Source organism: Harryflintia acetispora (assembly GCA_004340125.1).
Taxonomy (GTDB): Bacteria; Bacillota; Clostridia; order Oscillospirales; family Ruminococcaceae; genus Harryflintia; species Harryflintia acetispora.
In genome coordinates this window covers 30,811-55,057 of record SLUK01000003.1, presented here as the reverse complement: position 1 = coordinate 55,057, position 24,247 = coordinate 30,811, and the positions used below count along the sequence as shown (strand labels likewise).

The window sequence follows — 24,247 nt, the reverse complement described above, 5'->3', positions numbered from 1 at the left end:
GGCAAAACCGTCCGCAACAGACGGTTTTGCCCCTGGTTTTCGTTGTTTATTCCTGTTCGATCAAACGCCGTGCTTCTGACAGAAGCGCCTCGCGCTCGTTTTCCGCCCGGCCCTCGATCACGGCGTCGAGCAGCCGTCCCCGCAGCACGCCGAGGTACGGGCCCTCCGGCACCCCGAGGGCCATCAGCTCCCGGGAGGACAGCGCGAGGTCCCGCTCGCGGTAGCAGGCCCCCTCTTTCAGCAAGTCTTCCAACAGCGCCTGTGCGCGGTCCACCTCCACCAGCCGCTCGGGCCAGGTCCCCTGCCCGGTCCAGTCGGCGCGGCGAAAGACGAGCAGGCGGCGAACGGCCGTCTCCCCCAGCTCGTGCAGCGCGCGCAGCAGCGCGGCGCGCTCGGGCGGGAGCTTTCGGTCGTGGTGGCGCACCAGGGCAGAGACCTCCTCCACCGTGCGCCGCGGCAGGTGCAGCGCGGTGAGCGACGCGCGCGCCATCCGCTCACTGATGAGCGGATGGCCCCGGAAATGCCCGATCCCCTGCCCGTCTATCGTGAAGCACTCCGGCTTTCCCATGTCGTGGAAGAGGGCGCAAAGGCGCAGTACCGGCTCGGGCGGAACCGCCTCGAGCACGCGCACGGTATGCTCGAATACGTCAAAGCGGTGGTAAGGGTTGTGCTGATCGAGTCCCACCATCGGTTCGATTCCGGGCAGCACCACCGCCAACACCTGCCAGTATCGACGCAGCACCCGTCCGCACTCCCGCCCGCAGAGGAGCAATATCAGCTCCCTGGCGACGCGCTCGGGTGAAATACGCAGCAGCAGCGAGCGGTTGCGCAGAAGGCTTTTTTCCGTCTCCCGCTCGACCGAAAAACCATGCTGTGCGCTCTGGCGCAGCGCGCGCAGCAGCCGCAGGGCATCCTCGCCGAAGCGGCGGTCCGGCTCCCCCACGCAGCGCAGCACCCGTCTTTGCAGGTCCTCCTGCCCGCCGAAGGGATCGCACAGTCCCTCCCGGGGGCTGTAGGCCATCGCATTGACGGTGAAATCCCGCCGCGCGAGGTCCTCGCACAGCCGGCTTGTAAACCGCACCCCATCGGGGCGGCGGCCGTCGCTGTAGCTGCCGTCGATCCGGTAGGTGGTCACCTCAACTTGCTCCCCGTCGAGGATCAGGGTCACGGTGCCGTGGCGCTCCCCGGTGGAAACCACCCGGCAAAGGGGAGCGAAGAGCGCGCGCACCTGCTGCGGGGTGGCGCTGGTGGCGACATCCCAGTCGCATGGACATTCGCCGAGCAGGCTGTCGCGCACGCAGCCGCCCACCACCTGGGATGAATAGCCGCTACCCCGCAGCAGCTCGAGGATGCGCTCCACCGTCCTTGGCAGCTCGATTCGCACACCGCTTCCCCCTCTCCTTTGATTTCCTTATTATAGCGCAAAAAACCGCCTCATGCAAAAGCTCCCCGCCAAAGGCGGGGAGCTCTTCAATAGACGACCTTATCCAGGATTCCTCCGAGCTTGGCCAGCAGAATCCCATAGTTGGTGATCGGCACGCCCTGCTCCTTGCATTTCGCGATCCGCGAGAGGACGTGCGCGCGGTTAAACATGCACCCCCCACAGTGGACCACCAGCGCATAGGGGGTCAGGTCCTGCGGGATGTCCGCGCCCCGGCGCACTTCGATCGAAAGCCCCTGGCCGACCCGCTTTCGCAGCGCCGCCGGAATCTTGACCCGCCCGATGTCCCCGTCGAGCGGCTCATGGGAGCAGGCCTCCAGAATCAGCACCTTATCGCTTTCGCACAGGGTGTCCAGCGCTGCGGCGCCCCGCACATATTCCTCGATGTCCCCCTTATAGCGCGCCATCAGCACCGAGAAGGAGGTGAGCCGGGTCCCCTTCGGGCAGAGGGGATAGACCTCCCCGAAGGCCTGGGAATCGGTGATGATCAGCGCGGGCGGCTCCCGGTAGAGCGAGAGGGCCTGTGCCAGCTTGTCGGTGGTCGCCACCGAGACGCAGGCGCGCAGGTCCAAAAGGTCCCGGATGGTCTGCACCTGCGGGAGGATCAGCCGCCCCTTCGGCGCCTGGATGTCCTGCGGGGCGATGAGCAGGACATGGTCCCCCTCCCCCACCAGATGCCCGGTGATCGAGGGCAGCTCGCAGTCCTTCGGCGCGGCCTCGATCAGCTTTTCCTTGAGCAGTGCGACGCCCTCCCCCGTCCTGGCGCTCACCAGCGCGTGGGGGAGGCCCTTGATGAGCGCCGGCATTTCCGTGGAGAGGTCGGACTTGTTGACGGCGACCACCACCGGCTTCTTGTGCGCACGCAGCAGCTCGAGCCACTGCTCCTCCTGGGAAAGGTCCTGCTGCCCCGCCGTGAGCACCAGGAGTGCTAAGTCGGTGCGCTCGAGCACCTGGCGGCTCTTTTCGACCCGCAGGCGCCCGAGCTCCCCCTCATCGTCGAACCCGGCGGTGTCGATCAGCACGCAGGGGCCCAAGGGATAGAGCTCGACCGGCTTATACACCGGGTCGGTGGTGGTGCCCGCAAAATCGCTCACCAGCGCCACCTGCTGCCCGCACAAGGCGTTTACCAGCGAGCTCTTGCCGCTGTTGCGCCGCCCGAACAGGGCGATGTGCAGCCGCGAGGCGTTGGGGGTCTGACTTAGTTCATTGACCGGCATACCGTCTCCCCCTAAAAGCGGAAGTCCCGCTGCCCGTGCGCGATCAGCCCGAGGTTTTCGATTGCTTTTTGGCGCACCTTCTCGTTGGGAATTTTTCCGAGCTCCCGCAGGATCAACGCCTCGCCCTTTTGGCGGGTGTCGTCGCTGGCGTAGTCGGTGAGGTATTCCTTGAGGGTCATCAGGGCGTTGGGCTGGCAGCAGTTGGCGATCTGGCCGGACTTGACCAGGGACATGAAGCGGTCCCCCGTGCGCCCGAGCCGGTAGCAGGCGGTGCAGAACGAGGGGATATACCCCATGCCGAGCAGCCAGTTCACCACCTGATCGAGGGTGCGGGTGTCGGCCAGGTCGAACTGGGCCGAATTCTCCTCCTCTTCCTCCGGCGTGACGTAGCCGCCCACGCTGGTGCGGCTGCCGCCACTGATCTGGCTGACCCCCAGGTGCAGCACCTTCTCGCGGGTCTTCTGCGACTCGCGCGTGGAGATGATCAGCCCCGTATAGGGCACCGCTATGCGCAGCACCGCCACGATCTTCTGGAAGGTTTCGTCCGAGATGGCGTCCGAGAAGTCGCCGGGGTCCACGTCGTCCGCCGGTCGGATGCGCGGCACGCTGATGGTGTGCGGACCGACCCCGTGCACCGCCTCGAGGTGCTCGGCGTGCATGAGCAATCCGACGAAGTCGTAGCGGTAGAGGTTGAGACCAAAGAGCACCCCGCAGCCCACGTCGTCGATCCCGCCCTGCATGGCCCGGTCCATCGCCTCGGTGTGGTAGGCGTAGTTGCTCTTGGGGCCGGTGGGATGGAGCAGCTCGTAGCTCTTTTTGTTATAGGTCTCCTGGAACAGGATGTAGGTGCCAATCCCGGCCTCCTTGAGGCGGTGGTAGTTCTCCACCGTGGTCGCCGCGATGTTGACGTTCACCCGGCGGATGGCCCCGTTCTTGTGCTTGATCGAATAGATGGTGTCAATGCTCTCGAGCACATATTCGATCGGGCAGTTCTGGGGGTCCTCGCCGGTTTCGAGCGCCAGGCGCTTATGGCCCATGTCCTGCAGCGCAACGACCTCCTGGCGGATCTCCTCCTGGGTGAGCTTCTTGCGCCGGATGTTCTTGTTTTTATAATGATACGGGCAGTAGACGCAGCCGTTGACGCAGTAATTGGAAAGGTAGAGCGGGGCGAACAGGACGATCCGGTTCCCGTAAAAGCGGTCCTTGATCTCCTGGGCCAGGGCGTGCATCTTCTCCTCCTCGTCGGGCAGGTCGCACGCGAGCAGCACCGCCGCCTCGCGGTGGGAAAGCCCCTTGCAGTCGCGCGCGCGCTCGAGCAGCGAATCGATCAGCGCCCGGTCGTGCTTATGCGCTTCGGCATACTCCAGGGTTTCGAGGATTTCACTATCGTCGATGAAATCCACAGCGTTCATTGATTTCGGGTTATACATAATTCCTGTCTCCTTCTTTTAAGTCGGAGTCAAAGCGGAACCTTCCCGATCGATCGGATATACTCCTCCAGCTCGCGCCGGGCGGTGGCCAGATCTGTCTCCTCACCGAAGTCGGTGGGATAAATTTCATACTGCCGGCGGTAAGCCCAGGGCGTTACCTTGCGCATGATGACGTTCGCCCCGCCCGAGAAGACCGCGTCCCGCCCGTTTTTGTCGAGCACGCCCAGCGAGGTGGTCGCCGGGAGGTTCGATTTTGGCAGCAGCAGCCGCGCGAGGGCCACCGCACGCAGGGTGAGCCGCGCGCTGCCCGGCTGATAACCGCCGAACGGCGTGTCGGGATGGGGGATGAACGGGCCGATCCCGGCCATGTCGCAGCCGAGCCGGCGCAGCATGAGCAGATCGTTCGCCACCACCCTGGCCCGCTGGCCCGGCAGCCCCACCATGAAGCCCCCGCCCAGCTCGTAGCCGAGCTTCTTTAGGTTGCGCTGGCAGCCGATCCGGTTCACCAGCGCCTTCCCGTCGCAGATCCTGCCATACATGCGCGCGTCGCTGCACTCGTGCTTGATGAGGTAACGGTCAGCCCCCGCCTCGCGAAAGGCGCGCAGCTCCTCAAACGGGCGCTCGCCCACGCTCAGCGTGATGGCCATCCCCCCGCATTCCCGGCGGATCCCCTCGATGACCGAGCACAGCTTCTCTTTTGTGTACCACATGTCCTCCCCGGACTGGAGCACCACAGTGCGGTAGCCCGCCTCGCTTGCCGCCTTCGCCGTTTCGATGATCTCACCGGGCTCCATGCGGTAGCGGGGGAGCTTGTCGTTTTGCGCGCGCAGCCCGCAGTAAAAGCAGCCGCAGCGGCAATGGTTGGAAAACTCCAGTATCCCGCGGATATGGACCGTGTCCCCCACCGCCTTTTGGCGCACCTCGTCCGCCGTATGCAGCAGATAGGTGTCGTCCTTCATCGCGAGGACCTGCTCGAGCTCCTCGGTCATCGGCAGATAGCCCCTTGCCATCCGATCGATCGTGATCTTCGCTTCCACTCATGTCACTCCAGGTTTGCAGTCTTGGCGGTCATGGTCTTGACACTGATCCCCCCGATCTGTCCGAGCCGGCCCGCCAGCGCGCTCAGCTCGCTTTGGGGTGCGTCGAGCACGATGGAGATAATGCTGATCCCCTTCTCCCGGTAAGGCAGCCCCATCCGGCCGACGATGTACCGCGAGTATTCGTGCAACAGGTTGTTGGTCTTCTCCACGCTCCCGGGCTCCTCCACGATAATCCCGATGAGCGCGATCTTTGTTTGCATGCTGCGTCTCCTCCCTCTTTGATTGTGCAGGCCCCGAAAACGGTCGGCATACAAAAAGCCCGCATATCCGCTCCCTAAAGTTCGACGGATATACGAGCCCACAGCGACGGACTTCGCCCCTCGCCGGATAAGCCATGTTCACGTCCTCTTTATCTCAGGCGGCAACGCCTTAAGAACTCAGAAGCCTGTGGTTTCATCATACTCCTTTGTTATTTCACTGTCAATTGCTTTTTGAGAGAAAATATTCCTTCTTTTTTGTCTGTTCGAGGCTGGTTCCCATGTGGTATACTGGGAACCGGAACGCAGACGCCAAAAGGGAGGACGCAGCATGCAGACCATCCCCGCCAAGACCATTGTGACCCGCACAAAGGACACCAGCTGGTTCGGGCTGGATTACAACATGAACATCTACCGCGGCTGCTGCCACGGGTGCATCTATTGCGACAGCCGCAGCGAATGCTATCACAACGACGACTTCGACACGGTGAAGGTCAAGGAGAACGCATTGCAGATCATCCGGGACGACCTGCGCCGCAAGGTAAAAACCGGGGTGGTCGGCACCGGCTCGATGAGCGACCCGTATAACCCCTTTGAGCGCGAGCTCGAGCTGACCCGCCACGCGCTCGAATTGTGCGACGCCTTCGGCTTCGGGGTGGGGATCGCCACCAAGAGTCCGCTGATCCTGCGGGACCGGGACGTGCTGCTGGACATCCGCAGCCACTCGCCGGTGCTCATCAAAATGACCGCCACCGCGGCCGACGACGCGCTCTGCCGCAAGGTCGAGCCGAACGTCGCCCCCACGAGCGAGCGGCTGCAGGCCCTCGCCGCGCTCGCCTCGGAGGGGCTCTTTTGCGGGGTACTGCTCATGCCGGTGCTCCCCTTCATCGAGGACAGCGAGGAGAACGTGCGCGCTCTGGTGCGCCTGGCGCAGGAGAGCGGCGCGCGCTTTGTCTACCCCGCCTTCGGCGTGACCCTGCGCGACCGGCAGCGACAGCACTTCTACCGCCAGCTGGACTTGCGCTTCCCCGGCCTGCGCGCGCGGTATGAGCGGGTCTTTCGCGAGCGCTACGAGTGCCGCACGCCAAACTTCCGCCAGCTCTGGCGGGCGTTCAGCGAAGAATGCGAGGCGCGCGGGCTGCTCTACCGCATGAGCGACATCGTGCGCGCCTACAAGGCGGGGTATGGGAACTCCCAGCTTTCGTTGTTCTAGCTCTGCAACAATCCAAAAACACCCTCTCCAAATGGAGGGGGTGTTTTTTTGATCAATCGATCGGCTTTTCCATAATATAGTCGTCCATCACATAGCCGCTCCCGATGTCGGTGGTCTGGGTATAGGCCTTGTGAAAGCCCATCTTTTCATAGGCGGCGATCGAGCCGGAATTGTATTTGTTCACCGTCAGCCAGATGGCCCGCAGTAAATTGCGCCGGCACATATCCTCTAAAAATTCCATCACCTTGCGGGCGATCCCGTGGCCCCGGCAGCTTTGGCGCAGATAGAGCTTACTTAAAAAGAGCCGGTCCTCCTCCACCTTGATCCCGCAATAGCCCGCGGTCTCCTCGCCGAGGCGCAGGAGGAAGTATTGGTAGCCCTCCTCCTTCATCTGCCGGCGCACCGCCTCAGGGGACTGAAACTTTTCGACCATGTAGTCGATCTGGCCTTCGCTTAGAATCCCCGCGTAGTGCTCGTGCCACACCTCGTCGGCCACCTGGCACAGCTCCTGTATCTGGCTCTTCTGCACGGCGGGCAGGATGGATATTTCCTCGCGCAGGGGCTTATCCTTCCAGTACCACCAGTTTAGCTTCTCAGGGTCGGGGTTTTCATGCTCCGCAAAATAAACCGCGCAGCGATAGACGTAGAGCTGGCAGCGGTCGATCGGGCATCCCCTGCGCAGGCAGTCGCGCGCATAGATGTCCTCCGGGTCCTGCCCTCTCAGCGAGGCGATGGTCGTGTAGCCCAGCGCGATCAGGTCCTCCTCGGTCTTCTCCCCCACGCCGGGTATCCTTCTCAATTCGGTCTTCATATGAACCTCCTTGTCGCCGTAGGCGATTTTGAGCGTGAATGGAACTCTTACGCCGTTCCCTCCTGGGTGTCGAAACGAATCAGATTCCGGGGTTGCCCCGGCCCTGCCAGTATACCACCATCCCCCCGCCTTCGCAAGGGGCCGAAAATTTTCCCTACTCCCCCACCGGCACCCGCCGCGCGCCGATGTTCTCCAGAAAACGCTCATCGTGCTCCACCAGCAGCATGGCGGGCTGGTACCGCCCGAGCAGCTCCTCGATCTGCTCGCGCGAGGGGATGTCGAGGTAGTTGAGCGGTTCGTCCCAGACGTAGAGGTGCGCCCGCTGGCAGAGGCTGCGCGCGAGGAGCACCTTCTTTTTCTGTCCCTCGCTGTAGCAGGAGAGCTCCTTTTGGAACTGGGTGCGCGAGAACCCCAGCTTTCGCAGGATGGCCAGAAAGAGGCTCTCGTCCACCCCCTCGTCCCGCGCGTATCCGCGCAGGCTGCCGCGCAAAAAGGAGGTGTCCTGCGGCACATAGGAGACGACGAGCCCGCTGCCGGGCTGTAATGCCCCGGTGTGGGGCACCGCCTCGCCGAGCAGGAGGCGCAGCACGCTCGATTTTCCGCAGCCGTTGCGCCCGCACAGCGCAATCCGCTCCCCCCGCCCGAGGGTGAAATTAAGCCCTGTAAAGAGCGGCTGTGAGCCGTAGCCGACCGAGAGCTCCCGCGCCTCGAGCAGCCGCTGGGAGGGGTAGCGCAGGGGGCTGAGCGCCAGCTCCTCACTCTCTTCGAGGTCCTGGAGCAGGGATTCCTTCTCCTCGATCTGGCGCTGCTGGCGCGCCTCGATGACCTTGGCGCGCTTCATCATCTTGGCCGACTTGTGGCCGATATAGCCCCGGTCCACCTTTAAGCCGGAGTTGTAATGGCCATACTTCGTCTTTTCCAAGGCGTTCGACCAGGAGGCGGTTCCCTTGGCGGCGGCCGACAGGCGGTCGATCTCCCGGCGCAGCGCCTCGTCGCGCGCAAGCTCGTACTCGTCCTGGCGGCGGCGGTTCTCCCGGAAGCTCTGGTAATTCCCCCGCTGCAGCTCGATCGACCGCCTGTTGAGCGAGAGGATATGGTCCACCGCCCCGTCGAGCAGCGCGCGGTCATGGGAAACGAGGATAAACCCCCGTTTCCCGGAGAGGTAGTTTGCCACCACCCGCCGGCCTTCGCTGTCGAGGTGGTTGGTCGGCTCGTCGATGAGCAGGAAGCGCTCCTTTTTGAGGAAGAGCGCGGCCAGGCAGCATTTGGTGCGCTCCCCGCCGCTGAGGGTACAAAAGGGCCTTTCCAGCACCTCAGGGTCCACCGACAGGCGGGAGACCTCGCGCGCGAGCAGCTCCTCGATCTGGTAACCGTCCTGCGCGAGGTAACGCTCCTGCAGCTGGCCGTAACGGTCGATGTCCCCCTGCTCCAGGGCCTCCTCCATCTCACGCTCCCAGCGCTCAAACGGGGCGACGGCTTCTTTGAGCACCCGCAGGGCGATCATGCTTTCGTCCTCTATTGGGAAGGGAAAGTAGTCGAACGAAACGCTCGCCTGGATGCTCCCACTGTAGCGGTACCGCCCGAGCAGGAGGTTTAGGAAGGTGGTCTTCCCCCTCCCGTTGCGCCCGACAAAGCCGAGCCGCCAGTCGGTGTCCAGCGAGAGGGATACGTCCTCAAAGATGTTTTCATGGCTGGTGTCATATTGGAAGGTAAGGTTTTGAATTTGTATCAACGACATGTGTGGTTCCCCCTTCTAAGGGGCGCGCTTTTTTATCTACAAGTTGCAGGTTGCTGCGGCGCCCCTCTCAAAGTATTAAAATCCTTCAAGAAAAGCACACAACTCCCCGCGGCTTGCAGCTTGCAAATACAAAAACAGCTTCAGCCCGCAATGGGCCAAAGCCGCTTTTCACACATCGGATGATGGAAAAGGGGCGTGCGCTATTCTTGCGTTGGGACATAACACCACCAAAGCCGGAACTCCTCCCGGCCGCGGCCCATGTCCAGTTTTCAGCAAGAATTACTTGCGCACCTTTTCATCTCCTGACTATTCTCGATTTGCGCCCAGTATATCACGGCACCCGCCCGCTGTCAAGACTCGCCGATGAGCATCCCCTCGAACTTATAAAGCAGGCGTTTTGGCGCGAGCGCAACCACCCGGGTGCCCGCGTCGGTGTATTCCTCGCTGAGCACCTTGCCCTCCCGGCGCAGCTCGGCGAGCAGGGCCCCGCTTTCATACGGGATCAGCAGCCTTACCTGCTGTTGAGCGGGCGGCAGCGTGCGCGCGATGGCCGCGAGGAGATCCTCGAACCCCATCCCGGTCCTGGCGCTGATGAGCACCGTATCCCGCCCGAACACTTCGGGCAGCGCGGCGAGCCGGTCACACTTATTGTAGACGGTGAGGATGGGGGTGTCCCGAAGCCCCAGCTCCAGGAGCAGCTGGCGGCTGACGCGCAGCTGCTCGTCCGACTGGGGACTGGTGATGTCGCAGACATTGAGGATCAGGTCGGCGGTGGCCGCCACCTCCAGGGTGGATTTAAACGCCTCGATGAGATGGTGGGGCAGCCGCCGGATAAAACCGACGGTGTCGATGAGCAGCACCTCTCTCCCGTCCGGCAGCGCGAGTGCGCGGGCGGTCGGGTCCAAAGTGGCGAAGAGCTTGTCCTGGGAGAGCACCTGCGCGCCAGTCAGGGCGTTGAGCAGGGTGGATTTCCCAACGTTGGTGTATCCCACCACCGCCACAATCAGCTGCCCGGTCTTTTTGCGCCGTGCGCGCATGTTCTCCCGCCGGGCGCTGAGCGCGGCGAGCTTGCGCTCCAACGACTGGATCCGGCGGCGGATATGCCGCCGGTCGCTCTCCAGCTTGCTCTCTCCCGGACCCCTGGTACCGATCCCGCCGCCGAGGCGGGACAGGCTCTCGCCGAGCCCCGCCAGCCTCGGCAGCAGATAGCGCTGCTGCGCGAGCTCGACTTGCAGCTTGCCCTCGCTGGTGACGGCGCGCTGGGCGAAGATGTCTAAAATCAGCATGGTCCGGTCGATCACCGGCACCCCGACCTCCCGCTCGAGGTTGCGCAGCTGGCTGGCGCCCAGCTCGTGGTCGAAGACCACGAGCTGAGCCTCAAGGTTCTTTGCATATTCGCGCAGCTCGGCCACCCTCCCCGCGCCGATACAGGTGGCCTTGTCGAATTCCTGGCGGCGCTGCCAGAGCCGGCCCACCACCTCGGCCCCGGCCGTGGAGGCGAGCTCCTGCAGCTCGTCGAGCGAGACCTCGACGTCATATTCTCCCAAATCCACCGCCACCAGAATGACGCGCTGGGGCTGACTCAAAGGCTGGGGCATATCCATTCTCCCTGTCGTGTTAATCGTTGTCATAGGACTATTATAACACGGGGCGCAAGCTTTTTGCGTCCCGGCTCCCCGTCAGGCGCTATTTCCTTGTATTGGCGGGTAAAATAGTTTATAATGGAAATTGACCGCACAGAAAAAATGGAGGTAACCATACAATGGACGATAGTCTGAAAATCAAACTCTATTCTTTCACATTGGACTGCACGGACCCCTACGGGCTGGCCAAGTTCTATGCGGCGCTGCTGGGGTGGGAAATCCCGTATCACGATGAGGATTTCGCGTGCCTCGGCGCCCCGGGCGCGGCCCAGGGGGCGTATCCCGGCATCACATTTCAAAAGAATCCCGCCTACCGGCCTCCGGTATGGCCCGACGAGCCTGAAGCGCAGCAGCAGATGGCCCACCTGGACTTCGCCGTCAACGATCTCGAAGAGGCGGTGAAGCACGCCGTCCAATGCGGGGCGGCCGTCGCCCAGAAGCAATTTTCCGACGGCTGGCGGGTCATGCTCGACCCCGCCGGGCATCCCTTCTGCCTGTGCCGGATGAAGGAAATGATCGAGAGCCCTCATTTTGCGCTGCTATAATCGCCTTTATGAGGGTAATCTAATCTTTGAGATTGGGAGGATTGGCCGCAGATGAACGGATTTTACGACTTCTCGCCCGACCGCGAGCGGGCGCGCTGCAGCCGGATCGGCTGGTCCCTCTTCGCGATGGTCCTCCTCACGCAGCTGGTGGGGATCGTCTGCCTTTGGCTGCTGCCCCGGCTGTTCCCCGCGCTGGCCGGCCTTGTGTGGTACGCCCCCGCCTTGTCCATCCTGCTGCCCATGCTCATCGGCTATCCGCTGCTTTGCCTGCTTCTTTTGCCCGTGAAGCCCCTCGCCGCCCCCGAGGCGCGGCCCATGCGCCCGCTCCAGTTCCTGGGGGCGCTGGTCTGCGCCTTCGGGCTGGGATATCTTTGCAACTTCGTCACAGTTCTGCTGACCACCGCCTTTGGCGAGCTGCTCGGGCGGCCTTATGAAAACCCGCTCTTTTCCCTGGCGGGCACCCTGCCCTTCCCGGTGCTGTTTTTGTTCATGGTGGTGATCGGCCCCATTCTGGAGGAGTACATCTTCCGGCGGGTGCTGCTCGAACGGCTGCGCCACTGGGGCGAACGCTTTTGCATGTTCGCCTCGGCCGCCGTCTTCGCACTGGCGCATGGCAACCTCTCCCAGCTGCTCTACGCCTTCGCGGTCGGACTGGTGCTCGGCTATGTGGTGCTGCGCTTCGGCAGGCTGCGCTACAGCGTGCTGCTGCACATGCTTCTGAACCTGCCCGGCGCGCTGATCCTCGGGCTGCTCGGCCCGCAGATGCTCTACGCCCTCGAGCGGCAGCCCCAGCAGATGGTCGAGTTCGGCCGTCAGGCGGTCGGCATGCTGGCCGTCACGCTCATCCTGAGCGAGTTCGTGCTGCTCACCATTCTGGGGAGCGTGCTGATCCTCACCTTCCGCCGGCAGCAGCTCCTGCTCCCCCGCGGACCGATGGGCTGGCCGGAAAAGCTCAAATACCGCCTTTTCTTCACCTCCCCCGGGATCGCCGCCTATATCTGGCTGAGCGCCGTTTTGATCCTGCTCGCCCTGTTATGGGGATAAAGGATGATAGAAACGTTTGTTTGAGGCATACTAAGAGTATTAGCTAAAAATGAGGGATTCGTTTGCAACGAGAAAAATTTTCTTCCCGCCTCGGCTTTCTGCTCATTTCGGCGGGCTGTGCAATCGGTTTGGGGAACGTCTGGCGCTTCCCCTACATCGCCGGGCTCTACGGGGGCGCGGCCTTCGTGCTCATCTACCTGTTCTTTTTGGTGATCCTGGGGCTACCCATCATGGTGATGGAGTTTTCGGTCGGCCGCGCCAGCCGCAGGAGCGCCGCGGCCTCCTTTCGGGTGCTCGAGCCGCAGGGCTCGCACTGGCACCTGTTCGGCTATGTGGCGATGGCGGGCAACTACCTGCTCATGATGTTCTATACCACCATCGGCGGATGGATGCTCGCCTACTTTTTCAAGATGCTGCGCGGGGAGTTTGTGGGCCTCAGCCCGCAGGAGGTGCCGGGGGTCTATGACGCCATGCTCGCCGACCCCAAGGGGATGGTCCTTTGGATGCTGCTGGCCGTGCTGCTGGGGTTTGGCATCTGCTCGCTCGGGCTGCAGAATGGGGTGGAGCGGATCACCAAGGTGATGATGTCCAGCCTCTTTGTGGTGATGCTCGTCCTGGTGGTGCGCGCCGTCACCCTGCCGGGGGCCGGCGAGGGGCTGCGCTTTTATCTTTACCCCGACTTTTCGCGCATGCGCGAGCAGGGCTTTGCCACCACCGTCTTTGCGGCGATGGGCCAAGCCTTCTTCACGCTGAGCATAGGCGTCGGATCAATGGCGATCTTCGGCAGCTATATCGGCAAGGACCGCCGTCTGACGGGCGAGGCGGTCAGCGTCACCGCGCTGGACACCCTGGTCGCCCTGCTGGCGGGGGCCATCATCTTCCCCTCCTGCTTCGCCTTCGGGGTCAATCCGGACAGCGGGCCGGGACTGGTCTTCAAAACCCTGCCCAATATCTTCGGCGCCATGCCGGCCGGGCGGCTGTGGGGGACGCTCTTCTTCGTCTTCATGACCTTTGCCGCGCTCTCGACCATCGTGGCGGTGTTTGAAAACATCCTCTCCTTCGCCATGGACCTCTGGGGGTGGGGCCGCAAAAAGGCGGTGGTGATCAATATCCTGCTCATCTTCCTGCTCTCGCTGCCCGCGGCCCTGGGCTACAACTATCTTTCCGGGATCACACCGCTGGGGGCGGGAAGCACCATCCTCGATTTCGAGGACTTCCTCGTCTCCAACAACTTCCTGCCGCTGGGGTCGCTGGTCTACCTGCTCTTCTGCGTCACCCGCTACGGCTGGGGATGGGACAACTTCATCGCCGAGGCGGACACCGGCAAGGGGCTGCGCTTCCCGAAGTGGGCGCGCTTTTATGTGACCTTCCTGCTGCCGCTGATCGTGCTGGTCGTTTTCGCCTATGGCTACCTGGAAAAGTTTTTCCTAAAGGGATGAACGGGCTGATTTTAAAAACCGAACACCTCCTTCTCTGCCTGCCCGGAGGGCAGCAGCGCGCCGCGCTCCAGCGCCTGCCGCACTTTCCCGGATGGCTGAGCGACGAGGGCCAGCCGGAGGGGTATGGCTGCCTCGCGGCGCTGTACGAAAATGAGCCGGCGGGCGCGATGGGGCTATTCTCCTGCACGCTCGGCGGCCGGCGGCTGTGCGGCCTCTACTACGGGCTGCTGCCCGCCTTTTGGGGCCGGGGCCTTGCCGCCGAGGGGGCGGCGCGCTGCCTGTCCTATGCCTTTGAGGCCCTGCGCTCCCCCTTCGTGGTGGCGCCGGTACCCGCTTCGGACCTGCCCGCGCGCCGGGTGGCCGAGCGGCTGGGGATGAAAATCGAAGGGGAGCAGGGCGGGAAGCTGGTCTACTGCCTGCACGCCCCAGGCGATACGGGGACAATATAAAGCCAAACGCCGATATGATGGATAAAGGAGTAGCTATGGAACTGCAAGCCAAGACGGTCGCGCAATCGCGCACCGAGCAGATACAGATTTTGATGCCCGAGCACATCAACGGCTACAGCCGCCTCTTCGGCGGCAAGCTGATGGAATGGATCGACGTGGTCGCCGGGGTGGTGGCCCGCCGCCACTCCGGGCGGGAGGTGACCACCGCCGCGATCGACAACCTGCAGTTCAAGGCCGCGGCCCACATCAACAGCACCGTTGTGCTGATCGGGCGGATCACCTATGTCGGGCGCACCTCGATGGAGGTGCGGGTGGACGCCTTTGTCGAGGAGCTCGACGGGCGGCGCCAGATGATCAACCGCGCATACCTGGTGATGGTCGCGCTCGACGAGCACGAGCAGCCCACCCCGGTGCCCCCGCTGATCCTGGAGAGCGAGGAGGACCGCACCGAGTGGGAGGCGGGGGTGCGCCGGCGCAACCTGCGCCGGGAGCGCCGGGCAGAAAATTATTGAAGAGGAGGAGCCCGGTTTGTTTTGCTGTCCGCTCTGTCAGCGGCCCCTGTTTGTGCAGCAGCGCGCGCTGTGCTGCGCCGCGGGGCACAGCTTCGACCTGGCCGCACAGGGGTATGTGAACCTCCTGCCGCCCAACCGCGGCGGCAGCCGCGACCCGGGCGACAACGCGGGGATGATCCGCGCGCGCACCACCTTCCTTGAAAGCGGGGGCTACGCCCCGCTGCGCGAGGCGCTCTGTGAGACGATCGGCGCGCTGTGCACCTCCCCTTCCCCCGCCATCCTGGATGCGGGCTGCGGCGAGGGGTATTACATAGACGGGCTCTGCGCCTACCTGCAAGCCTTGGGCTGGGAGCCCACCCTCTACGGGATCGACCTGTCGAAGCATGGGGTGCGCCACGCCGCGCGGCGCTGCCCTAAGGGGCGCTTCGCGGTGGCGAGCATCTTCGAGCTGCCCTTCTCCGGGCACTGCCTGGACCTCGTTTACAACGTCTTTTCCCCCCTCTGCCCGCAGGAGTTCCACCGGGTGCTGCGCCGGGGCGGGCACTTTGTGGCGGTCTATCCGGCGGCGCGGCATCTCTACTCCCTCAAGGAGGTGCTCTACGAGCACCCCTATGAAAACGAGGAAAAGAGCTTCGAGCTCGAGGGTTTTTCCATCACCGGGCGCCGCCGCCTTTGCTACGACTTTACCGCCGAGGGGGCGCAGGTGCTGCAAAGCCTTTTCATGATGACCCCCTATTATTATAAGACCCCCATCGAGGGCGCAAAGCGGCTGGCCGGGCTCGAACGCCTTCGCACCACGGCAGACTTCTGGCTGGTCAGCTACCGCAAGCGGGGAAAGTTATAGGAGCCCCTTCGTTTCCTTATCCTTTATCACAAAATAATATAGTGAATTTGTCTAAAATTAAATTGACATTTTATAAAATCATGGATAGAATGGAAACAGGAAACCGATCACTATCGCGCACACGGACAGAAGGAGGCTTTTTACCATGCCGAAAGCAAACGACAATCCACTATTGCTGCTAGATAACGGGAACATGATGTCGGTCGTCAACGAGGGGGAGTTTAAGTGCTCCAACCTCTCCTTCCATGAGGCGAAGGCCATCATCGAAATGTACGATGAGAAGGATATTATCAAGTGCTTCACCAACAATGGGATCGAGGACATCATCTTCAATTACCTCGGGATCGCGCGCAAGGAGTACGAGTATAAGCATGTGCGCAATATGCGCCCCGGGCAGGACGCCATCGCCTTCAAGTTGTACGAGACCCCCTCCGAGACCCAGCCGGTCATCGAGGCGGGCGACGGGGTGGAGGCCAAGAAGATCAAAAATGTCTATGTCTACTGCCAATACATCGCGCGGATTAAATAAAATTAAGTAACCGGCCCCGGGCTTTTGCTCGGGGCCGGTTCTTTGCATTGGCGCGCATCTTATTCCAAGGGCACTTTTACCGCGCGCCGCGCCTTGGGCTTGCGGTAGTCGAAGAGCAGCGCACACCCGGCCCGCTCCCTCCCCGGGGAGAGCAGGTCGAAGGAGAAGACCTCCAGATGGGTGATCCGCCGCAGCACGGCGGGGTCCTCCCCCTCATAGTCCGGCAGGTACCTCCCGCGGTTATGAGGCTCCTCGTAAAAGGTCCGGATGGGGCGGTACCACTTTGTCTGGTCCCGACCGGCGAGGCAGGCGGGCAGCTTCTTCGGTTTGCCCTCCAGGCAGATATCCAGCAGGATGAGCTCCCCCAGCAGCGGGCCTTCGGCCCCGCAGCGCCGCGTGCCGAAGGCGTAGAGCCAGTCGTAAAGGGTGGTGCGCGAGAGGCTCTCCCCCGTCCAGCCGCCCTCCTCGAGAAAGCGCCGCAGCGCATGAAAGGTGTCAAACGCACCCCGGCCCTCGAGCAGGAAGCGAAGCGTATGCGCGAAGGCGCCGCTGTTGTAGTAGCTTTCGACCATCTCCTCCACCCCCTTGAGGGTGAAGAGCTCGTCCGCCGAAAGGTGATCGGTAAACAGCACCTCATAGGGAGGGCAGGCGCGGGAGACGATCCCATAGCGGGGCGCATCCCGCTCCATCCTTGAGCCGGGCAGCACCTTTAAAAACCCGAGCTGGAGCTGGTCCGGCCCCATCGCAAAGACGCTGTCGAAGGAGCGGGCAAAGCTTTGGTAGTCCTCCAGCGGCAGCCCGGCGATCAGATCGAGGTGCAGGTGGATGTTCCCATTTTCGCGCAGCCGGGACATTACCTCGCGAAGATGCGAAAGGTCGGCGCCGCGCCGGATGGCGCGCAGGGTGTCGGGGTTCACCGACTGCACCCCGATCTCGAACTGGAAGAGCCCGGGGCGTGCCCGGCCCAGGAGCCCCAGCTCCTCCTCGCCCAGCAGCTCGGCGGTGATTTCAAAATGGAAGTTGGTAAACCCGTTGTCCCGCTCCATCAGGTAGCGCCAGATGGCCATGCAGTGCTCCCTGTCGCAGTTGAACGTGCGGTCGCAGAATTTCACCTGCCGCACCCCGGCGGCGAGGAAGTGCCCAAGCTCGGGGAGTACGAGCTCCAGGGGCTTTCGGCGCACCCGGCGCTCCAGCGAGCTCAAACAATAGGTGCAATGAAACGGGCAGCCGCGCGAGGACTCGTAGTAGACGATCTGGTGGCGCAGCCCATCAAGGTCCGGATAGCAAAAGGGCAGCTCGCGCATCTCCATCGGCGCGCACATTGGGGTTTCGCAGACCTCCCCCTCCCGCCAAAAGGTCAACGACGGGACCGCCGAGAGGTCCCCGCCGCTTCTGAGCGCGCGCAGCAGGCGGCAGAGCGGCTCCTCCCCCTCGCCGCGCAGGATGCCGTCAACGCCGGGCAGGGACCTTAGCAGCTCCCCCACGTGGAAGGAGACCTGCGGCCCGCCGAGGTAGATCGCCGCCCGCGGGCAGAGGGTGCGCAGGTCCCGCACGAGACGGCACACCAGCTCCCAGTTCCAGATATAGCAGGAGAAGAGGTAGCAGTCCGCCCTCTCGGCGTAGAGCGCGCGCAAAATCGCATCGGGGTGCTGGTTGATGGTAAATTCCATTGCGCGTACCCCGTCAATCCCCCGCTGTGCCGCATAGGCGGCCAGGCCGCGCGCGGCGAGCGCGGTGTGGATGTATTTGGCGTTAATCCCGGCGATGATTGTTTTCATCCCTATCCTTACCCCTCTCTCGGGAATTGCGTGGCTGGCTTCCATTCTACCCCACCGGAAGGCAAAAATCCAGCGGGGACGAAAAGAATGTGTTTTCTTTTGCCAGAAACTGTGATAAAATGTTTTTATACCGGTTGCTGATTGGAGGGGGACTTTTTGGCAACTCAGATAACGGCTACAAATCCAAACGCCATGCGCGAACAGATCAAAAAACAGCTGGACGCGCTGCAACGCAAAAAACGCCGCCGGCGCAAGATATTCGTCCTGCTGCTGGCGGCCGTCATCGTCTGGCTGGTGATGACCTATGTCGTCGGGCTGGTGTTCGTTTCCGGCAATTCGATGTATCCGACCCTGAGCGACGGGGACCTGGCGCTCATCCTGCGCCTCTATAAGACCCCGCAGACGGGGGACATTGTCTTCTTTCGCCCCGGCGAGGGCGAGGCGCCCGTCTTCAAGCGGGTGATCGCCACCGGCGGACAGACGGTGGACATTAATTTTAGGCGGGGCACGGTCCTGGTCGACGGCGAGCAGCTCGACGAGCCATACATCAGCACCGGGACCAAGCAGAAGTACGACGTCGAATTCCCGCTCGAGGTGCCGCCGGGGCAGATGTTCGTCCTGGGCGACAACCGCGAGATATCGCTCGACAGCCGGCACAGCTCGGTGGGCATGCCGGACGATTCCGCCCTGATGGGCAAGGTGATTTTCCTATTTCGTATGGGAGTGAAGTGACCATGAAGGCTTTTAAGGAAGCGGGTCAAACGTTGGCCTTTCTTTCTGTCGGCCCGCTCGGGGAGCGCCGCGCATACATGGAGCTGTTGCTGCTCGCCGACCCCTGCGTGGAGATGGTGGAGCGCTATCTCGGCCGCGGGGTCATGCTCGCCGCAGTGGAAAACGGGCAGGCTGTGGGCGTAATTGTCGCGGTGCCCGAGGCGGCGGAATGCTGGGAGATCAAAAACCTTGCGGTGCGCGAGGATATGCACCGCAGGGGCTTTGGCCGGGCGCTGATCGCCGCCTGCGAGCGGGAATGTCAAAAGCGCGGCGCCTCCCGTATGACGGTGGGCACGGCGGACACCAGCCACGGGAACCTGGACTTTTATGAAAAATGCGGCTACCGCCGGGAGCGGGTGCTCAAGAACTTTTTTACCGACAATTACCCTGAGCCGGTCTACGACGAGGGCGAGCAATGCGTGGACATGATCTATCTCGGCAAAACCTTATGAATCGACGGTGCCCGCCGGGGAAGCCCGGTGGGGACCGGTTTTTATCTTTATCTGGAAACGGAGTAGTACAATGGAAAAACAAATCTGGAAGCCCGGCACCCTGCTCTCCCCGGTGCCGCCCGCCATCGTCACCTGCGGGTCGATGGAGCGCCCGAACCTGCTCACCGTGGCCTGGACGGGGATCGTCAACTCCAATCCGCCCATGACCTACGTCTCGATCCGGCCCGAGCGGTACTCCTACGGGCTGATCAAGGAGAGCGGAGAGTTCGCCATCAACCTGACCACCGGCGCGCTGGTGCGCGCGGCGGACTTCTGCGGGGTGCGCTCGGGAAAGGACCTGGACAAGTTTGAAGCCACCCATCTCCATCCGCAAAAGGCGGAGAAAATCTCCGCCCCCCTGCTCGCAGAGAGCCCCTTGAGCCTCGAATGCCGGGTTGTAAAGGCGCTGCCGCTCGGCTCGCACGAGATGTTTTTGGCCGAGATCGTGGCGGTGCAGGTGGATGCCTCTCTGGTGGATGAAAACGGCAGGCTCAACCTCGGCAAATGCAACCTCGCCGCCTATGCCCATGGAGAGTATTTCGCGCTGGGCAAGCGGATCGGCACCTTCGGCTTCTCGGTCAAGAAGCGCCGCCGGGGCCCGCCCTCCCGGAAAAAGCAGGCGAAATAACAACGGCCCGGCATTCTGCCGGGCCGCTTTGTTCTTACTGTATCAACCACTTACACCTCGATCGTGCGCACATGCGCGGCATCTGAAAAGAGGTTCATGATGTCCGCGACGTCGTACGCTTCGGGGAACTTGGCGGTGAATTCCATGTCGATCGCCCCGCTCTTGTGCCTTTTCGCCTTGACGCCCAGCACCTGAATGCCGTGCTCGCGCAGGATTTCCCGCAGCGCGTCGACCGTCTCCACCGAGGAGTCGTCCAGCTCGATGTAGATCTGCTCGGCAACCGGGATCTTCATCCAGCGCAGGTCCTTGTGCAGCAGCACCTGCACCAGGATGATCAGCAATGTGGAGGCGATCCCGATGACGTACATCCCGCCGCCGATCGCCATCCCGACGCCCACCGTCGCCCATATCCCCGCCGCAGTGGTCAGCCCGCTGACCCCCTGCCGGCGCACAAAAATCATCCCGGCTCCCAGGAAGCCGACGCCGGTGACGATGCCCGCGGCCACACGGGAGGGGTCGAGATTTATGCTGTCGTAGATCACCACGTCGTAAAAACCGTACTTTGAAATGAGCATCATCAGCGCCGAAGCGAGGGACACGATCAGGTGGGTGCGTATCCCCGCCTCCTTGAGCCGGTTCTTGCGCTCGAAGCCGATCAGCGCGCCGCAGACGGCGGCTATCACCAGGCGAAGCAGGTACTCCAGTTGGGTCAGGATCAGTGCGACGGTTTCGCTGTCCATTTTGTCAGCCTCCAAAATTTACAATAGGATCAGTATATCATTTTTCTTCGTTTGAGACAAATCGCTGCATTCCAAACGGCGCGGGGCCCCGTTTTGCATAAAACCCTGCAGCTGTCATTTTTTTGCCCGGATGATCACCGTACCGCGGTTTTCGTAGAGCGCCTCCGCCTTCTGAAAGCCCGCGTTTTTCAGAAGTGTCAGCTGGTGCTCCAGGGTCAGCGGGATGTCGATGTGGACAAACTGCCCGGGCGGGATGCCAAATTTCTGCCGCCGGTATTCGTACCCTTCCAGGCAGAGCCGCTCCTCCTCGTCGCAGCAGGCGACATAGTCGCATTCCAGATAGCACCCTCTCCGCTTGATCGCGCGGCAGAGCTTTTCGTAGAGCGCCTGCTTTTTGTCCGGCTTAAAGTGGTGCAGCGTCTCAAAGGAGAGGGCCGCGCCGAAACGCTCCTCCCCCAATGGATATGCAAAATAATCCGCCTGAATGAGCGTGATCCGGCGGCCGGGATACTTTTCCCGGAGCTTCCCCAGCATGGTGCCCGACAAATCGATTCCGGTGACCTCGATTTGGTCGAAGCGGCGAAACACCGAAGCGAGCTCCAGCCCGGTGCCGCAGCCGATGTCCAGCAGGCTCCGGGGATCCCCCGGAAAATAGTCGGCGATGTGCTCGTATTCCTTTGCCCAGCGCCCGAGGTGTCTGTCCTCGTAAATGCCGATCCTGTTGTGAAAAAAATCCGCCATCTCCTCGGGCGCCTCTTCCCGCACCGAGCTTAGCCACTCCCGAAGCTCCTTTAGATAGGCTTCCTGCTCCTGTGGCGTTCTGACTTTACTTTCCAGCATAGGCCGCTCCTTTTATAGATGTCGTTGTATTCTCCATTATAATACAAAAAGCTGGGATGGGCAAAAGAAGCGCCAAAACCAAATGGTTTTGACGCTTCTTTTTTGTCAGCCGTTAAAAAATTCCGCGGTACCGATTTTCTTGATGTTCACCTTGATCCGCTCGATTGAGGCGAGCAGGTGGCTCGGGCTGTCGTCGGTAGCCAGGTATTGCAGCTCGGCGGTCAGCGAGGTGATCTCGTCGAGCTGCGGATGGCGGATGAAGCGCAGCAGGCGCTCCTCCCTATCCTCCCACTGCTCGCCGTATAGGCGGCACATTTCAGAGAGCTTATCCGGGCCCGCCTCCCCCGAAAGGGCGGCCTGCTCAATCCTGTCAAGCTGGGCGGTCATCTCCTCGGCCGCGGTGCTGTACTGGTGCAGCGAAAAGGTACAGACTCCCAGGATTGCCGCCAGGAGCGCCAGGGAAATATAAAAGCGTCCCATCAGGCCACCTTCTCCTTCTTAATGATGTGGTAGTTCGCCTGCCGGTTGCAGGTCATTAAAAAAATGTCCTCGAGCCGCACCTTCTGATCCCCCAGGGTCTTTTCCAGCCACTCATGGCGCAGGTTGCAGTAGCGCAGCGCCTCCTCGATGAGCTGCCCGTCCGAGATCATTACCACCGGCGGGGCGCTCTCCTGCCCGTCACTCGGCAGGTTCAGCATTTCGGCGGTGACATTGCGGGCCTCGAACTTTTGATAGACCGACACCTTTCCGGTGGTCTCCACGATGGCGAAGGCCACGTCCGCGATGTCAAAGACGTTGTTCTGGCGCAACTGCTCCATCAAATCGTCGATCGAAAAGCGCAGGTCGCGCAGCTGGCGCTGGTCGATCACCCCGTCGCGGATCACGATCTTGGGCGACCCGGAGAGAATCTTGCGCGCACGCTTACTCTTGAGCGCCACCGTGGACATGATCACCTCGCAGCTGACCAAGGTCAAAATCGGCAGGATGCCGGTCAGCAGCGGGATGTCAACGTCCTCGATGGGCAGGGTCGCGATGTTTGAGATCAGGATGGTCACCACAAATTCCGAGGGCTGCAGCTCGCCGAGCTGGCGCTTGCCCATCAGGCGCAGCCCGACGATGATCAGCGCATAGAGGATGATGGTTTTGAAAAAGATTGTAAACATCCGGCCTTACACTCCAATCCGTTTTGTACGTTTAACTTCCATTAGTATTGTTTTTCCCACCATAAATATACCCGCCAAAGCTGGTAATAATAGCGTTAGCTGTGCCCGCTTATGTTGATAGGAGGCGATTCGTTTGTTTTCATTTTTAAAGAAAAAGGTGCGCCAGGAAAAACGCCGGGAATACCAGCCGCCGAGCCCCGTGCCGGGTGAGAATGAACGGCTTGTGGCCTCGCTGTCCGACAACATGATCAAAATACGGGGGCTGTGCGGCAATTCCTCCGATTTGACCGACCGGCGCATCGCGGTGGGCGGGGTCGAGATGGCGGTGCTCATCAGCGAAGGGATGGTGAGCCTCGCGACCTTTTCCGAGATCATGGCCGAGCCGCTGATGAACTCAGGCCTCGGGCCGGACAGCACCCCGCAGGAGGTGCTGCAGTTTACCCGCACCCTCTCGCTGCTCGGGATGGACCAGAAGGAATTTTATACCTATGCGGAGCTCTTCACCTTCCTCGACTCGGGCTTCGCGGTCCTGCTCATCGAGGGCGAGGCGCTCGGCGTCGCCTGCGGCATGCAGGGCTTTTCCTTCCGTTCGATCTCCGAGCCGTCGAGCGAGGTGAACGTGCGCGGCAGCCGGGAGGGGTTCGTTGAGCCCATGCGGATCAACATGACCATGATCCGCCGGCGGATCAAATCCCCGGCGCTGCGCTTTGAGATCATGTCCTGCGGCGTGCGCTCCAAGACCGACATCTGCCTGGTCTACATGTCCGACACCGTCTCGGGCTCCCTGCTCGACAAGGTGCGCGGCCGGCTGCGCAGCGCCAAGCTGGACGTGGTGCTCGAATCGGGCTACCTCGAACCATTTTTGGAGGAGGGGCCGCTCTCCCTTTTCCCCGGCGTGGGCACCACCGAGCGCCCGGACACCCTGGTGGCCAAAATCTGCGAGGGACGCGTGGCGGTGCTGGTGGACGGCACCCCCTTCGCGCTGATCACCCCTTACCTCTTTAACGAAAACTTCCAGAGCATCGACGACTACACCCACCGGCCCTACTACGCCACCTTCATCCGCTTCCTCAAATATGCGGCGTTCTTTCTGACCATCCTGCTGCCCGGGGCCTATGTCGCGCTGGCCACCTTCGACCCCGAGCTCTTCCCGAACGCCCTGCTCTTCAACATCGCCACCAGCGAGGAGAGCACCCCCTTCCCATTGATGTTCGAGGCGCTGATCATCCACTTTATCTATGAGCTGATGCGCGAGGCCGGGCTGCGCCTGCCCCGCCCCATCGGGCATGCGGTGAGCATCGTCGGCGCGCTGGTCATCGGGGATGCGGCGGTGACGGCGGGCCTCATCGGCGCGCCGATGGTGATGGTGGTCGCCGTCACCGCGATCAGCTCGTTCGTCATCCCCACCCTTTACCAGTCGATCACCGTGCTGCGTTTCGCCTTCATCCTCATCGGGGGGACGCTGGGTGTGTTCGGGATCACCCTGGGGCTGACGGCAATGCTCTGCAACCTCTGCGCCAAGCGCCCGATGGGGATCCCCGAGACCGCCCCCGCCTCCCCCTTCTCGGCCTATCCCATGCGCGACATCTTCACCCGGGTGAGCTGGCGCACCCTCGGCCAGCAGCAGCTCCAGGTGCAGGACCTGCCAGGCAGCGAGGTCGACGATTCAAGGCAATAAAGAAAG

25 protein-coding genes are annotated in these 24,247 nt (G+C 62.3%); 12 read left to right on the top strand and 13 right to left on the bottom strand.

Translation table 11 applies throughout. From position 1 onward, the window contains the following. Nucleotides 1-46: 46 nt before the first annotated feature. From EDD78_RS04855 to EDD78_RS04835, 5 genes are all read right to left on the bottom strand, one after another. Entirely contained in the window at nucleotides 47-1,384 is a 1,338-nt protein-coding gene (locus EDD78_RS04855; RefSeq protein WP_132084164.1) for a CCA tRNA nucleotidyltransferase, read from the bottom strand. 86 nt (nucleotides 1,385-1,470) lie between these two features. Then, nucleotides 1,471-2,658, bottom strand: coding sequence for a [FeFe] hydrogenase H-cluster maturation GTPase HydF (gene hydF / locus EDD78_RS04850; RefSeq protein WP_132084163.1), 1,188 nt, complete (start codon nucleotides 2,656-2,658; stop codon nucleotides 1,471-1,473). Nucleotides 2,659-2,669: 11 nt separating this feature from the next. Continuing rightward, nucleotides 2,670-4,088, bottom strand: a complete 1,419-nt coding sequence (gene hydG / locus EDD78_RS04845; protein ID WP_132084162.1) for a [FeFe] hydrogenase H-cluster radical SAM maturase HydG — start codon at nucleotides 4,086-4,088, stop codon at nucleotides 2,670-2,672. A gap of 29 nt (nucleotides 4,089-4,117) precedes the next feature. Continuing rightward, nucleotides 4,118-5,125, bottom strand: a complete 1,008-nt coding sequence (hydE, locus tag EDD78_RS04840) for a [FeFe] hydrogenase H-cluster radical SAM maturase HydE (protein ID WP_286170731.1) — start codon at nucleotides 5,123-5,125, stop codon at nucleotides 4,118-4,120. Nucleotides 5,126-5,130: 5 nt separating this feature from the next. Then, the gene (locus EDD78_RS04835; protein WP_132084161.1) at nucleotides 5,131-5,388 is read right to left on the bottom strand and encodes a TM1266 family iron-only hydrogenase system putative regulator; all 258 of its coding nucleotides are present in this window, start codon (nucleotides 5,386-5,388) and stop codon (nucleotides 5,131-5,133) included. A gap of 328 nt (nucleotides 5,389-5,716) precedes the next feature. Between EDD78_RS04835 and EDD78_RS04830 the strand changes: the two genes are divergently transcribed. Then, a complete protein-coding gene (locus EDD78_RS04830) occupies nucleotides 5,717-6,598 on the top strand; it encodes an SPL family radical SAM protein (RefSeq protein WP_132084160.1) in 882 nt (293 codons plus the stop codon). A gap of 52 nt (nucleotides 6,599-6,650) precedes the next feature. Here the strand turns inward: EDD78_RS04830 and EDD78_RS14245 are convergent, their stop codons facing one another. From EDD78_RS14245 to hflX, 3 genes are all read right to left on the bottom strand, one after another. After that, a complete protein-coding gene (locus tag EDD78_RS14245; protein WP_159448952.1) occupies nucleotides 6,651-7,409 on the bottom strand; it encodes a GNAT family N-acetyltransferase in 759 nt (252 codons plus the stop codon). Between the two features lie 154 nt (nucleotides 7,410-7,563). Further along, on the bottom strand, nucleotides 7,564-9,147 hold the full coding sequence (gene abc-f / locus EDD78_RS04820) for a ribosomal protection-like ABC-F family protein (protein WP_132084159.1): 1,584 nt from the start codon (nucleotides 9,145-9,147) through the stop codon (nucleotides 7,564-7,566). Between the two features lie 350 nt (nucleotides 9,148-9,497). After that, entirely contained in the window at nucleotides 9,498-10,751 is a 1,254-nt protein-coding gene (hflX, locus tag EDD78_RS04815) for a GTPase HflX (protein ID WP_132084285.1), read from the bottom strand. Between the two features lie 158 nt (nucleotides 10,752-10,909). On the opposite strand from hflX, the gene EDD78_RS04810 reads away from it, so the two are divergent. The 7 genes from EDD78_RS04810 (at nucleotide 10,910) to EDD78_RS04780 (ending at nucleotide 16,152) form a co-directional block, all read left to right on the top strand. Further along, nucleotides 10,910-11,335 carry a VOC family protein gene (locus EDD78_RS04810; RefSeq protein ID WP_132084158.1) on the top strand — a complete coding sequence of 142 codons (426 nt, stop codon included), beginning with the start codon at nucleotides 10,910-10,912 and terminating at the stop codon, nucleotides 11,333-11,335. A gap of 51 nt (nucleotides 11,336-11,386) precedes the next feature. Further along, nucleotides 11,387-12,379: a CPBP family intramembrane glutamic endopeptidase gene (locus EDD78_RS04805; protein ID WP_132084157.1), complete on the top strand. Its 993-nt coding sequence runs from the start codon at nucleotides 11,387-11,389 to the stop codon at nucleotides 12,377-12,379. A gap of 62 nt (nucleotides 12,380-12,441) precedes the next feature. Then, nucleotides 12,442-13,818 carry a sodium-dependent transporter gene (locus EDD78_RS04800; RefSeq protein ID WP_132084156.1) on the top strand — a complete coding sequence of 459 codons (1,377 nt, stop codon included), beginning with the start codon at nucleotides 12,442-12,444 and terminating at the stop codon, nucleotides 13,816-13,818. Further along, nucleotides 13,815-14,267, top strand: a complete 453-nt coding sequence (locus EDD78_RS04795; RefSeq protein ID WP_132084155.1) for a GNAT family N-acetyltransferase — start codon at nucleotides 13,815-13,817, stop codon at nucleotides 14,265-14,267. Before EDD78_RS04800 ends, EDD78_RS04795 begins: the two co-directional genes overlap by 4 nt. Before the next feature lie 35 nt (nucleotides 14,268-14,302). Then, nucleotides 14,303-14,779 (top strand): acyl-CoA thioesterase, encoded by a 477-nt coding sequence (locus EDD78_RS04790; RefSeq protein WP_242942134.1) that lies wholly within the window; start codon nucleotides 14,303-14,305, stop codon nucleotides 14,777-14,779. A 16-nt stretch (nucleotides 14,780-14,795) separates the two neighbouring features. Beyond that, nucleotides 14,796-15,623, top strand: a complete 828-nt coding sequence (locus EDD78_RS04785; RefSeq protein ID WP_132084154.1) for a putative RNA methyltransferase — start codon at nucleotides 14,796-14,798, stop codon at nucleotides 15,621-15,623. A gap of 145 nt (nucleotides 15,624-15,768) precedes the next feature. Beyond that, nucleotides 15,769-16,152 (top strand): hypothetical protein, encoded by a 384-nt coding sequence (locus EDD78_RS04780; RefSeq protein ID WP_079698874.1) that lies wholly within the window; start codon nucleotides 15,769-15,771, stop codon nucleotides 16,150-16,152. Between the two features lie 59 nt (nucleotides 16,153-16,211). Here EDD78_RS04780 and EDD78_RS04775 read toward each other — a convergent pair whose 3' ends face one another. Next, nucleotides 16,212-17,930 (bottom strand): B12-binding domain-containing radical SAM protein, encoded by a 1,719-nt coding sequence (locus EDD78_RS04775; protein WP_165873111.1) that lies wholly within the window; start codon nucleotides 17,928-17,930, stop codon nucleotides 16,212-16,214. Between the two features lie 156 nt (nucleotides 17,931-18,086). Here EDD78_RS04775 and lepB point away from each other — a divergent pair, with 156 nt between their 5' ends. The 3 genes from lepB (at nucleotide 18,087) to EDD78_RS04760 (ending at nucleotide 19,820) form a co-directional block, all read left to right on the top strand. Next, nucleotides 18,087-18,662 (top strand): signal peptidase I, encoded by a 576-nt coding sequence (lepB, locus tag EDD78_RS04770; RefSeq protein ID WP_132084152.1) that lies wholly within the window; start codon nucleotides 18,087-18,089, stop codon nucleotides 18,660-18,662. A 2-nt stretch (nucleotides 18,663-18,664) separates the two neighbouring features. Then, the gene (locus EDD78_RS04765; RefSeq protein WP_132084151.1) at nucleotides 18,665-19,153 is read left to right on the top strand and encodes a GNAT family N-acetyltransferase; all 489 of its coding nucleotides are present in this window, start codon (nucleotides 18,665-18,667) and stop codon (nucleotides 19,151-19,153) included. 70 nt (nucleotides 19,154-19,223) lie between these two features. Next, a complete protein-coding gene (locus EDD78_RS04760) occupies nucleotides 19,224-19,820 on the top strand; it encodes a flavin reductase family protein (protein WP_132084150.1) in 597 nt (198 codons plus the stop codon). A 50-nt stretch (nucleotides 19,821-19,870) separates the two neighbouring features. On the opposite strand, the gene EDD78_RS04755 is transcribed toward EDD78_RS04760, so the two are convergent. The 4 genes from EDD78_RS04755 to EDD78_RS04740 all read right to left on the bottom strand — a co-directional run bounded on the left by EDD78_RS04755 (nucleotide 19,871) and on the right by EDD78_RS04740 (nucleotide 22,563). Then, a complete protein-coding gene (locus tag EDD78_RS04755) occupies nucleotides 19,871-20,560 on the bottom strand; it encodes an MgtC/SapB family protein (protein ID WP_079698869.1) in 690 nt (229 codons plus the stop codon). A gap of 114 nt (nucleotides 20,561-20,674) precedes the next feature. Then, nucleotides 20,675-21,400: a class I SAM-dependent methyltransferase gene (locus tag EDD78_RS04750; RefSeq protein WP_132084149.1), complete on the bottom strand. Its 726-nt coding sequence runs from the start codon at nucleotides 21,398-21,400 to the stop codon at nucleotides 20,675-20,677. Nucleotides 21,401-21,505: 105 nt separating this feature from the next. Then, entirely contained in the window at nucleotides 21,506-21,880 is a 375-nt protein-coding gene (locus tag EDD78_RS04745; protein WP_132084148.1) for a DUF4363 family protein, read from the bottom strand. After that, entirely contained in the window at nucleotides 21,880-22,563 is a 684-nt protein-coding gene (locus EDD78_RS04740) for a DUF421 domain-containing protein (RefSeq protein ID WP_242942133.1), read from the bottom strand. The genes EDD78_RS04745 and EDD78_RS04740 overlap by 1 nt, the downstream gene beginning before the upstream one ends. Before the next feature lie 133 nt (nucleotides 22,564-22,696). Between EDD78_RS04740 and EDD78_RS04735 the strand changes: the two genes are divergently transcribed. Next, nucleotides 22,697-24,241: a spore germination protein gene (locus EDD78_RS04735; RefSeq protein ID WP_242942132.1), complete on the top strand. Its 1,545-nt coding sequence runs from the start codon at nucleotides 22,697-22,699 to the stop codon at nucleotides 24,239-24,241. The last annotated feature ends 6 nt before the right edge of the window (nucleotides 24,242-24,247 follow it).